This window comes from Viridibacillus sp. d25.2 (assembly GCF_055456015.2).
The window spans coordinates 905,463-917,851 of record NZ_CM196652.1 but is presented as its reverse complement, the minus strand read 5'-3'; the positions used below and the strand labels follow the sequence as shown (position 1 = coordinate 917,851).

General features: G+C 35.7%; 12 protein-coding genes. 1 reads left to right on the top strand and 11 read right to left on the bottom strand.

Annotated elements, in window-relative coordinates; all coding sequences use genetic code 11:
• The 8 genes from hisG to ACZLO7_RS04490 form a co-directional block, all read right to left on the bottom strand.
• Positions 1-624: an ATP phosphoribosyltransferase gene (gene hisG, locus ACZLO7_RS04525; protein WP_464938801.1), complete on the bottom strand. Its 624-nt coding sequence runs from the start codon at positions 622-624 to the stop codon at positions 1-3.
• The gene (locus tag ACZLO7_RS04520; RefSeq protein WP_464938800.1) at positions 617-1,786 is read right to left on the bottom strand and encodes an ATP phosphoribosyltransferase regulatory subunit; all 1,170 of its coding nucleotides are present in this window, start codon (positions 1,784-1,786) and stop codon (positions 617-619) included. Before ACZLO7_RS04520 ends, hisG begins: the two co-directional genes overlap by 8 nt.
• A gap of 121 nt (positions 1,787-1,907) precedes the next feature.
• On the bottom strand, positions 1,908-2,432 hold the full coding sequence (locus ACZLO7_RS04515; protein ID WP_464938799.1) for an acyltransferase: 525 nt from the start codon (positions 2,430-2,432) through the stop codon (positions 1,908-1,910).
• Positions 2,419-3,084 carry a pyrophosphatase PpaX gene (gene ppaX, locus ACZLO7_RS04510; protein WP_464938798.1) on the bottom strand — a complete coding sequence of 222 codons (666 nt, stop codon included), beginning with the start codon at positions 3,082-3,084 and terminating at the stop codon, positions 2,419-2,421. Before ppaX ends, ACZLO7_RS04515 begins: the two co-directional genes overlap by 14 nt.
• 273 nt (positions 3,085-3,357) lie before the next feature.
• Positions 3,358-4,167, bottom strand: a complete 810-nt coding sequence (gene lgt, locus ACZLO7_RS04505) for a prolipoprotein diacylglyceryl transferase (RefSeq protein ID WP_464938797.1) — start codon at positions 4,165-4,167, stop codon at positions 3,358-3,360.
• A 35-nt stretch (positions 4,168-4,202) separates the two neighbouring features.
• Positions 4,203-5,129, bottom strand: a complete 927-nt coding sequence (hprK, locus tag ACZLO7_RS04500; protein ID WP_464938824.1) for an HPr(Ser) kinase/phosphatase — start codon at positions 5,127-5,129, stop codon at positions 4,203-4,205.
• A 271-nt stretch (positions 5,130-5,400) separates the two neighbouring features.
• A complete protein-coding gene (gene cccB / locus ACZLO7_RS04495) occupies positions 5,401-5,742 on the bottom strand; it encodes a cytochrome c551 (RefSeq protein WP_464938796.1) in 342 nt (113 codons plus the stop codon).
• 245 nt (positions 5,743-5,987) lie between these two features.
• A complete protein-coding gene (locus tag ACZLO7_RS04490; protein ID WP_464938795.1) occupies positions 5,988-7,220 on the bottom strand; it encodes an EAL and HDOD domain-containing protein in 1,233 nt (410 codons plus the stop codon).
• Between the two features lie 267 nt (positions 7,221-7,487).
• On the opposite strand from ACZLO7_RS04490, the gene ACZLO7_RS04485 reads away from it, so the two are divergent.
• A complete protein-coding gene (locus ACZLO7_RS04485) occupies positions 7,488-8,264 on the top strand; it encodes an enoyl-CoA hydratase-related protein (RefSeq protein ID WP_464938794.1) in 777 nt (258 codons plus the stop codon).
• Between the two features lie 39 nt (positions 8,265-8,303).
• Here ACZLO7_RS04485 and ACZLO7_RS04480 read toward each other — a convergent pair whose 3' ends face one another.
• The 3 genes from ACZLO7_RS04480 to ACZLO7_RS04470 all read right to left on the bottom strand — a co-directional run bounded on the left by ACZLO7_RS04480 (position 8,304) and on the right by ACZLO7_RS04470 (position 12,180).
• Positions 8,304-8,771: an S-ribosylhomocysteine lyase gene (locus ACZLO7_RS04480; RefSeq protein WP_464938793.1), complete on the bottom strand. Its 468-nt coding sequence runs from the start codon at positions 8,769-8,771 to the stop codon at positions 8,304-8,306.
• Between the two features lie 143 nt (positions 8,772-8,914).
• The gene (locus ACZLO7_RS04475; protein ID WP_464938823.1) at positions 8,915-9,559 is read right to left on the bottom strand and encodes a DedA family protein; all 645 of its coding nucleotides are present in this window, start codon (positions 9,557-9,559) and stop codon (positions 8,915-8,917) included.
• 644 nt (positions 9,560-10,203) lie between these two features.
• Positions 10,204-12,180: a S9 family peptidase gene (locus tag ACZLO7_RS04470; RefSeq protein ID WP_464938792.1), complete on the bottom strand. Its 1,977-nt coding sequence runs from the start codon at positions 12,178-12,180 to the stop codon at positions 10,204-10,206.
• Positions 12,181-12,389 lie beyond the last annotated feature (209 nt).

Genomic DNA, 12,389 nt, shown 5'->3' with positions numbered 1-12,389 from the left:
TCATTTCACACATTTTTTTAAACGTTTTACGAGATCTTGAATACGCTCATTCTTCATTCGATAGCTCACCGGATTTGCGATTAATCGAGATGACACATCCGTAATGTATTCATATTCTATGAGTCCATTTTCTTTTAACGTTTGGCCAGTTGAAACAATATCCACAATACGATCAGCAAGTCCAATCATTGGAGCCAATTCAATCGAACCATTTAGCCCAATAATTTCAACTTGTTCCCCTTTTTCACGGTAATAGTTAGAAGCAACTGTTGGATATTTCGTCGCAATACGTGGTGCGATATCATTTAACATTGTATTTGGCAGTCCTGCAGAAGCGATATAACATTTACTAATTTTCAAATCAAGTAATTCATGTACCGCTCTTCCTTGTTCTAACAGAACATCTTTGCCCGCTATACCAATATCAGCTACACCGTGTTCGACATATGTAGGTACATCCATTGGTTTTGCTAAGATAAACCGAATTTTTTCAGATGGAATCTCGATCATTAGTTTACGTGATATTTCGACATCTTCAGGCAAGTCAAAGCCCGCTTGAATGAGCATTTCATATGCTTCTTCGAAAATGCGCCCTTTAGGCATCGCGATTGTCAACTCAGTCATGGCTTTTTCCCCCTTGCTCAATACGTACGACTTGAGAAAATAGTTGCTCGAACACCTCTTTATTCTCTAATCCATCAATCGATTGCAAAGTTGTACGTTTGCCTTCCTTACGGAGAGAAGCCGCCTTGGCTACTGCTCTAAGAAACTCAGTCTGTTCAAATAATACGAGTACCTCTTCTTTGTCCGTTTGAAGCGAAGGCATAGCTTCTAACAATTGGTCCACGCGTAGTCCAAAGCCAATAGCTCCAACTTGAGATCCAAATTCATCAAGTAACCCGTCATACCGACCACCATTTCCTAAAGGGAAACCTGCCCCTGTTGCAAATACTTCAAATAGCATTCCAGTGTAGTAATTCATATGACTTGCTAATGTAAAATCAAAATAGATGTACTTTTCTGCTTCGGAGATCGCTAATATCTTTTGCAATCTTTCCATATATATAAAATCATCTTTTTCTACTAAATATTTTTCAATTTGGTTAATGCTTTTTAAGTTTGTCGCTTCTTCAATAAAAGTTAACAATGTTTTTTTGCTTTTCTGAGGTAATTCGAAAAGTTTAACTGCTTCTTCAAAACCTACAATATTCTTTTTCACAAGCAGTTTATTCAATTTTTCGAATTGCTCTTCTGTTCTTACATTTTGAGTTAGAATTGTATTTAAAATCCCTGCGTTTCCGATTGTTAACTTAAATTGCTTTACTTCTAATGCTTTTAATAAGTCAATTACTGTTAATATACATTCAGCGTCTGCATAGACTGAGGAGTCTCCAATAATTTCAATACCCATTTGTTCAAATTCTGCTGGGCGTCCACCTTCTGTTTCTTGAGCACGGAACACGTTTGCGAAATAAGCTAAACGTAGTGGGATTTTTTCTTTTAACAGCTTTGATGAAGCAACACGTGCGATTGGTGCTGTCATATCTGGGCGGAGGACTAATGTATTACCTTGACTATCCACTAGCTTAAATAAAGATGACTCGACGATTGCAGAGGCTTTACCAACTGTATCGTAATATTCAAGCGTCGGTGTTTTTATAAAGTCAAAGCCCCTCAATTGTAGAAAGTCTCTGCCGGTCTGTCTAACAACTTCTTTTTTCTCAAAAATCTTCGGAAACGTATCGCGCATTCCAAGCGGTTTTTCAAACTTTCGAATTGGTGACATAGGGACACTTCCTAATCTTTATACTTTACTTCACTAGAGTGGTAGAGTGGTGATGTATGAAAGTATTTTATCTTAATTATTATTTGTCGTCAATAGAAAAAACTCATAAAGCATACAAGCTTCATGAGTTTTTTGAATTAACTGTCTTTTTCATATCCATTTGTTCTTTCGTGTAAATGATTTGCATCGGATTACCTCCGACAAATGCGCCAGCTGGAACATCTCGATTAACTAATGTTGCTGCAGAGACAATTGCATCATCTCCTATGATAACACCAGGTAATATTGTTGAATTTGCACCTATCATTACACGATTTCCGATAATTACATCGCCTAATCTATATTCTTCTATTAAATATTCATGTGCCAATATCGTCGTATTATAACCAATTATAGTATTACTACCTACTTGAATACGTTCAGGAAACATCGTATCCGGCATCACCATTAAGGCAAAAGCCGTCTTGTCTCCTATTTTCATGTTCAAAAATGTACGATATAGCCAGTTTTTCATCGATAAAAACGGCGTATAACGCGCCGTTTGTATAACGATGAATGTTTTTGCTACTTTCCAAAATGAAACTGTTTTATAAATTTGCCAAAGCGAACTAGCACCTTTAACTGGGTATCTCTCAGTTCTTCTCATTGGCAACTTCCTCAACGATCTTTAGTAAATCACTTATATGATGCAACATATAATCTGGATTAAACTGTGCTAAGAAAGCTTCACCTTTTAATGACCATGCAACACCAGCTGTTTTTACACCAGCGTTTTTACCACCTTCAATGTCGTGAGAGTTATCACCAATCATTATTACTTCGTTTTTTTGCAGGTTCATTTTTTCTAAAGCTAATAAAATCGGTTCAGGATCTGGTTTAACATTTTTCACATCATCTGATCCAATAATAACTTCAAATAATTCCTCTGCTTTTAATGCATGAAGTCCTCTTGCTAGCATATCTTGTCGTTTTGTTGAAACAATCGCAAGTCGAATCCCGGCAGCTTTCAATGCATGTAATGTTTCTAAAATACCATCAAATTCTGTTACAAGCTCATCATGATGAGCAGTGTTCCATTTACGATAATCTTGCACTAATTCATCTACATGCTCTAAATCGACAATTGAAAAGGTTTCTTTTAAAGAAGGTCCTAAAAAAGGTAGAACATCTTCTCTGCTATATTTCCCGGGGAATTTCGTATCTAATACATGTAAAAAAGTTTGAATGATAAGTTCATTTGTATCTAGTAAAGTACCGTCAAAGTCGAATAATAGTGCTTTAATTTTTCTAGTTGTCATACGAATGCAGCTCCTTTTTCTTTCTTTTCTTCAGCTTGTCGTCAAAGTGTCGGTACAACAATGGTTAAAGCGGATGCTGTCATAACACAGATTAAAAACAACGGCAGTATCGAAATTCCTAACAGCTCAAAGATGGGTGTATCTTCGACTTCTGTATGACATGCAATTAGAAAACAAATACTAGTGTCATATCATTTCGACTTGTCCTCTTGAACCGCCCGAATCAGAAGCAAGTTCAATTACTAAATCTGTCACATCACTTTTTCTGATATTCTATTTATCTAAATACTTCACAACTGGTTTTACCATCATTCTTCTATAAATGAAAAGTACAACACCTATTAATAAACCGACTAATGACATAATTTGTGCCATACGTAAATCACCTATTAATAAACTATCTGTACGTAATCCTTCTACAAAGAAACGACCAAAAGAATACCAAATAATATAAGTTAAAAATATTTCGCCACGGCGTAAGTTCACTTTACGTAAAGCAAGTAACAATACTAGACCTACTATATTCCATAGCGATTCATATAAGAAAGTGGGATGATGATAAATACCGTTCACATTCATCTGTTCAATGATCCAGTTTGGCAAATACAACCCTTCTAAGAAATCTCTAGTTACTGCACCGCCAAAAGCCTCTTGGTTCATAAAATTACCCCAACGGCCAATAATTTGACCGACAATTAGGCTTGGAGCTAAGATATCTGCAATTTTCCAAAAGCTAACCCCTCGGTTTTTAGCAAAAATATATGTAGTAATAAATGCACCAATTAATGCACCGTGTATGGCAATTCCACCATGCCAAATCTGAATAATCTCACCTGGATTTGCACTATAATAATCCCATTTAAAAATCACATAGTAAATGCGTGCAGAAATAATAGAAATTGGTACTGCCCAAATTAATAAATCCGTTAAAAAATCAACATGAAACCCACGTTTCACCATTTCACGTTGTCCGATTAAAAAGGCAATAATAATGCCTGTTGCAATAATAACCCCGTACCATCTAACTGAAATTGGTCCTAACTCAAGCGCTACAGGATTAATCGTCAATAATATTGAATCCATACTTTTCTCCTTCCAAATCACGAAGTTTTTTTACATTAATTCCCTTCCAACTCAATCACACTATCCAGTCTTCTTGAAAATTCTTCAGCTGCATTGACACCAAGCTTTTTCAATCGATAATTCATCGCTGCTACTTCGATGATAACGGATAGATTTCGACCTGGCTTTACGGGAATTGTTAACTTTTGTAATTCCGTATCAATGATTTTCATCGTTTCAGTTTCTAAACCTAAACGATCATATGTTTTATCAGAATCCCATACTTCTAAATCAATGACAAGTGAAATGCGCTTATGCCTTCTAACTGCACTTGCACCAAATAATGTCATTATATCGATAATACCAATGCCACGAATTTCAAGTAAATGTTGTATTAAAGCAGGAGCATTACCTATTAATGTATTTTCTCCTTCTTGACGAATTTCTACACAGTCATCAGCAACAAGACGATGTCCTTTTTTAACAAGTTCAAGCGCGGTTTCACTTTTACCTACACCACTTTTACCTGTAATCAAAACACCAATACCATATATATCTACTAATACACCATGGACAGCTGTCGTTGGTGCTAACTGACTTTCTAGATAATTCGTTAACATACTAGAAAAACGAGTTGTAGCCATTTTCGTCGATAATACCGGAACATGGTGTTCATTAGAAGCAACAAACAATGCTTCAGGAACTTCCATATCATGCGAAATTATAATAGCAGGCGTATCTTGTGAACATAGTTTGTTCATTCGATCAAACTGCACATCTTTTGGCAACATATCAAAAAATGATAACTCCGTTTTTCCTAATAACTGAACACGTTGAGCAGGATAATGCGTAAAATACCCTGCCATCTCAAGTCCTGGTCTAGATATATCACTTGTTAATATATGTCGGCCAATTCCCTCATGGCCACTGATAAGTTTCAAATCAAACATCTTGATAACATCTTTTGTACAGACTTGATCCAAAATCAACACTTCCTCCCATAAAACTACCCATTCAAATCAACAACACTTGCAATATATATTAACATAAATTTCAATGCTGAGCGCGTTTGCCCAGCTACGTCAGGCACTGGAAGAATCCAAACAAAGGCGCTTTTTGCCTATGTTTTAGAGACTGAAAAATCATAATTAGACAAACACGCATCCATACACTACCTAGATTGCTCATATTAGGTCATTTTTTCTCCACAAAAAAACTAGCTTCCCCCTCAGAAAGCTAGTTTTGATATAGAACTTACTTTTGCTCAGATAACCATTTAGCAACTGCATCCGCTTCATCATCTGAAATATCAGTTATTTTCGGCATGTTACCTTTACCATTTTTAATTACGTTTAAAATTTCATCTTTTGAAAGTTTCGCACCGATTTTTGAGATGTTAGGGAAGTTACCTTGACCTTGAAGATTTTCACCGTGACAAGAAATACACTTAGACTGAATAATTTGTTGCACATCAACAGCAGCAGTTTCAGAAGTTTCAGTAGTTTTTACATTTTCTTCTTTTACTTTTTCTTTACCACCACATGCGCCAAGTACAAGAGCTGAACCGAATAAAATAGCAAGTAGAGTTTTTTTCATTTGTCTTTCCCTCCCGAAAAATTTGTATTACTTCATAAATAATTATACCAAATTTAGGTATCTTTAAAACCTTGCACTGTCAGGTGTTTCAGTTAAAAAACGCTGTAAATACAGGCACATCAACGCTTCATCTAGTTGTTTCAACTTTGTGAATTTTACTTTTTCAGTATTCCCAAAAATGAAGGGCTTATTCTACTGTTTTAGTCTTTAGGTACATCGTTTTAGCACTATAACTATAGTACAAATTAAAGCATATCATCTGACCATTTATTTGCTTCTTGGTATATAGCAAATAAATCTTTTCCGCTTATCCCTATCTCAACCGCTAGTTCTGCAACTTTATCCCAGTTCAACTTGTCCAAAGCAATTGCCATTTGTAAATACGGCGTCATCTCTGTTTCTCTCCCTAAAATTGTTTCGATAATATTATCTGCTAAAGGCAATTGCGATAATATATTGTCCATCGACCTCTGTAAAATCGTATCAATTAATGAAAACATTCCTACTAAGAAATATTCGGGGTAATTCTCTTTATATTTATAACGTGCTAACATCTCACAAATTTTAGCTCTACATAATGAAGCCTTCATCAATTCATCATACATTTCTGCTTGTTCATCATTTTGTGATTCATGATACGCTAATATATAGATCCATTTACGTAAATCCTCTATGCCCAATAACAAGATAGCTTGTTTAATTGAACGAATTTTAGATTTTCTACGTTTAGACGATGAATTAATCAGTTTCAATAATTTGAACGACATCGCGACGTCATGTTCAATTTGCTTAGTAATGGCATCAATATCCGGATCTTTCCCACGTAATAATGAAATAACACGATAATATTGTAATACATTAATTGGTATATCATTACCTCGGATAATTTGTGGTTGTTTAAAGAAATAACCTTGAAAAAGTTGATACCCGATTTCTTTAGCAATGTGAAATTGTGAACGCGTCTCTACCTTTTCAGCTAATAAAATAATTTGTGGAAATTCATTTCTTACACGATTCTCAATTTCTTTTCTATCATCTTCTGAAGAAAGAAGAAAATCTACTTTTATAAAATCGGTATATGTAAATAATTCATTATAAAGTGTCACATCATTTTGCAATTCAAAATCATCGAGAGCAATTTTATAACCTTGGCTTTTTAATTGTTTGATTCTCTTCACGAGTTTTGCCGTAATGGGAACGTCTTCTAAAATTTCAATTACTACTTGATCAGGTTGTAAATGATCAAATATGTTACTCATTAATAGGTTTTCAGTAAAGTTTATAAAGCAAGGTTTACCATTTGCAAGCTCATCAAAACCAATTGAAAATAGTGAATTGATCAAAACTTCAACAGTTGCTTTATCTGAATCAATAGCTGGAAACTCGTTCATGACAGCTCCGTCTCGATACAATAACTCATAAGCGAAAACTTGTTTATGTTTATTAAATATAGGTTGTCGACCAATAAATACTTCCATATGGTTTCTCCTTTAAAATCTATTTCCATTTCATTATATCGGTAATTTTACTTAAAATATTTAGTTTATTCTATTACATTAACCCTTTTATTTTACCTATAATTTCAATTTGATACACATTTTATATAAATATTGTTTGTAATTTGAAATCTCCGGATAGTTTTCAGAGGTGAATAACTGGAAGTGATTATTTAAAGATGACGAAAAATCATAGTCATGCTATCGTTAATTTGGGAGTAATTTTTTTACAATAAGGGGGAAATTCTATTGGAAACACTAATTTATAAACAACAAGAACATTTGGCATTTGTTACGTTAAATAGGCCGCTTGCGATGAATGCATTCAATTATGATTTATTAGCTGAACTAGGACAAGTTGTTGAATCTATTCGTATTAATCCTGATATTCGTGTTGTCATCTTTACAGGTGCAGGTGACAAATCGTTTAGTGTTGGTGCTGACTTAAAAGAAAGAAAAACTTTAACAGAACAACGAGTAAAGCGTAATCTTTATAAAATTGGTGAAGTTTTTTCAGCTATTGAAAACTTGCCCCAGCCGACTATTGCAATGATCAATGGCTATGCTTTTGGTGGGGGTACCGAATTAGCATTAGCATGTGACTTCCGTTTTGCAGCCGATGATGTTACTCTCGGTTTAACAGAGACGAGTCTTGGCATTATTCCTGGGGCTGGTGGAACACAACGACTTCCTAGACTCATAGGAGAAGCGAAAGCACTTGAACTGATTTTAACTGCAAAAAGATTAAATGCTGATGAAGCTTTAACCTATGGTCTGCTGACTAAAATCGAAAAACGTGATGAACTTCTTGCAAAAACAGTCGCTTTCGCAGAGTTGATGCTTGCTAATGGTCCAATTGCTTTACAGCAAGCAAAATTTGCTATCAAACATGGTATGAATACCGACTTGCAAACAGGCCTTCACATAGAACGTAAAGCATATGAAATCACCATCCCTACAGAGGATCGTATTGAAGCACTTAATGCATTCTCTGAGAAACGAAAACCAAACTTTACAGGAAGATAATAATAAAGAGGCTGCTAGTATACGCAGCCTCTTTGCTGTTTATTCTTCTATAAAGATTTGTTTCCACTCATCACGCTTTGCAAGCATTTCTGTTGCAAGCTCCTTTGCACCTTCTAAACTATGACTCGCAGCCCAACCACATTGTACTTCGTTGCACGCTGGTACTTCCGTTGCAGCCAAAACATCTTCAAAAGTTTTTTCTAAAATATCGAGAACTTCATCAAAGTTATCATGATTAATCATTGATAAATAGAAACCCGTTTGACATCCCATTGGACTAAGGTCGATGACATGGTCCGTATGATTACGAATATTCTCAGCCATTAGATGCTCAATTGAATGTAGAGCAGGCATTTCCATATGCTCTTTGTTTGGTTGTTTAAAGCGAATATCATATTTATAAACTTCATCACCATTTACACCTTTTTTAAGGCCTGCTAAACGGACAAACGGCGCAACGACCTTAGTGTGATCTAAATTAAAGCTTTCAACATTCATTTTCCCCATGATATCAAACTCCTTTAATTAATTTTTTCTTATATAACTTCAATACTAACATTCTTCACTAAATATTCCAACAATTCTTATTAGTTAAATAGGATATAAAAAAAAGAAAACACTTTAGCCAAATAACTAAAGTGTTTTTGAATCTATTTTTTCTTTACTCTGGATTTCATAAAACCAATAATCGCTGGTAATACTGAAACGAAAATAATAATTAAGATAACTTTTGAGAAATTATCTTTAATTACTGGAATATTACCAAAGTAATATCCTGCTAATGTACAAATCGTAACCCATAAAAATGCGCCTATAATGTTATACATAATAAATTGACGATAATGCATCCGGCTCGCCCCCGCTACAAACGGGATAAAGGTTCGAATAAATGGCATAAAGCGAGCAAAAATAATCGTTTTTCCACCATGCTTATTAAAGAAGTCCTGTGCTTTTTGCATACGATCTTGATTAATAATACGCCCTAAAAAGCTCTTCGGTGAAATAGCAGTTCCAACTTTTTGTCCAATCTCATAGTTTACTGAATCTCCAAATACAGCTGCTACGAAAAACACTAAAAGAAGAATCGGTAAATTAAATGCCCCAAGTGCTGCAAACGCACCGCTAGCAAATAGCAAAGAATCACCTGGTAAGAACGGGAATATTACAACACCCGTTTCTACAAAAACAATGGAAAAGATTATGCCATATGACCAAACACCAAATTGTTGAATTATTTCAACTAGATGCTGATCAATATGCATTATAAAGCTAAATAAGTTCTGTATTAGTCCAATCATTCAATTCACTCGCAATCTTTTTTTGTCACTTGTTCATCATACTGTTTTCTCACTATACTGTCACGGATTTATAAATATGTATGTCTTTTAATTAACGTAGTGAAAAGTGAAAGGTTCCGTATGTTATACGGAACCTTTTGTTAATTTATTCGCAATCAGATATCACCATGGCTGTACGATGGAGACCGTTGATTTCCGCTACAGTAGGCGCTTTCCGCGGGCGGGCGCCAAGTCGCTTCGTCGCTATGCTCCTGCAGGGTCTTGGACTGTCCCGCTTTTACCGCAGGAGTCGCCACCTCCGCTACAATCAACTGCGCATGTAATATATACTGACCTTTTGAGACGATGAAAGATGATGACGAGATCCTTTCTGACTGTAGACAAACTCGAAGAAATTCGAATTTATCTACGGTCTTTTTTCTTTTGGAAAATAGATAAGACCGTTGATTTCCACTACGGTAGGCGCTTTCCTCGGGCGGGCGCCAAGCCGCTTCGTCGCTATGCTCCTGCAGGGTCTTGGACTGTCCCGCTTTTTCCGCAGGAGTCGCCACCTTCGCTCCAATCAACTACACATGTAATAGAAACAAACCTTGTGAGGCGATACTTATTATTAATTTGTACTACATGGAATTCCAGTTGGATTATAAATACTTCTCAAACCAACCTGTAATTTGTGTAAGTCTTTCTATACGTAAATTTGGTAAACCTGTTCGAGATAAGTTATGGTCTGCATCTGGGAATCTCACAAACTGTGTTTCTTTGCCCATAGATTTCAATGTAATATATAGTTGTTCAGCTTGTTCTATTGGACAACGGAAATCTTTTTCGCTATGCAAGATTAGTAATGGCGTTTCCACATTTCCTGCATATTTCAAAGGAGAATGTTGCCATAGCTTTTCTACATCCTTCATATCTGTACCCATTTGCCAGTCACTGAAATAGTACCCAATATCTGATACACCAAAGAAGCTAATCCAGTTCGAGATTGAGCGCTGAGTAACTGCAGCCTTGAAACGATTTGTATGACCGACAATCCAGTTTGTCATAAATCCACCGTAGCTTCCACCAGTAACACCCAATCGATCTGTATCAATCCAATCTTGCTCTGCAAGCACAGCATCTAATCCAGCCATAATGTCTTCATAATCACCACCGCCATAATCACCACGTACTGCATCTACAAATTCTTGACTATATCCGTGACTTCCTCTCGGGTTAACATATAAAACACCATACCCCTGTGCTGCTAGTAACTGCAACTCATGGAAAAAAGAATTAGCATACATAGCATGAGGCCCACCATGAATTTCAACGATTAACGGATATTTTGTACCTTCTTCATATTGAGCTGGCTTCATCAACCAACCATATACATCTAATCCATCTGAACTTTTAAAAGATATTTCTTTAGGTTGAACAAGTTCAACTTCGCCCACAAAGGCATCATTGAAATGAGTCATTTGTTCTCGTTCACCAGTAGTTACATCGTATTTGAAAAGTTCACCTGGAACTACAGGGTTACTAACTGCTAACAGCGCAAACGAACCATTACGCTCAACATCATAACCATAGACATGCTCACCTTCAGGACTCGCTGGATAAATTGCTCCATCCAATGTTGCATAATATAATCGTATATCTCCCATTGTAGACACTTGGAAATAAAGGTCATTTGCTTTCGTCCATACAACAGTTGGTGCAGTAGCTCCTTGTTGATGATCTGCTACAGCAACATCTCCTACTGGTGCATCCAAACCCTCAGTCAAGTTTCTGTAATATTGCTCTTCTGTATCGTAAATATAAACTGCTCCGTGAGTCGCATTTTTATATGTTTGATTACTGCCATAGAACGCTATATAACGGTCATCGTATGAAAAATAAGCATCTTCATAATGACCTTCTTCACGAAGAATGGTCGTCTCTTCCTTTGTTTCAATATCAACTAATAGCAGTTGCTGACTGAAATCAAAGTCTTTATTTTCTGCACGATTTACTGATAACACTAACTTTTCACCATTATGTGATACTGCTTCTAGACTATAATTATGATTGCCTTCTGAAAACAATTCGATATCACCCGTTGCTACATCAATTTTTCCAATTTGATTGTAACTATCTTGAGGTAATAATCCTTTGCTATCGGCTTTATATTTCATACCTTCTACTATATACGCAGTTGGCTTTTTCTTTTCTTCTTTTTCGATAGCATCAGTGAAGTTTTTACCTTCTTTAAGGCGACCACTAAACCAAATACTCTGACCGCATGGTGACCATTTGAATTGCGAAACGCCATTGGCTAATGTTGTAAGAGGGCGAGCCTCTCCACCACTTTTTGCAATAATGTAAATTTGATTTTGTTCTTCACGATTCGATAAAAAAGCGACGCTTTTCCCATCTACTGACCAAGTTGGAGATGAGATACGATCTTCTCCAAATGACCATTGTGTAACTGCGCCACTTTTAATATCTAGATGGAATAAGTGTGCTATATATTTATTTTTTTCTTCATCAATAATTGTACGAACAAATACTGCCTCTTCTCCACTCGGAGATAATTGTGGATTTGTGATTGAATGTAAGGCATATAAATCCTCTGCTTTTAACAAACGCTTAGACATAGAAAAACTCCCCTTCCTTTTATATGAGAATCTCTTTAATTTTCAATATATTTTCATTAGTCAAACATATATATGTATTGTAACCATAAATTACATAGAAAAACAAAGAGTTTACATGTTTTTTCTGTTTGATCTGGCGTGCGGATTCTTATTTATCAAATTTTGTGATAATATAGGGGAGTTATCATTAGCTTCGAAGGAGTCTTACA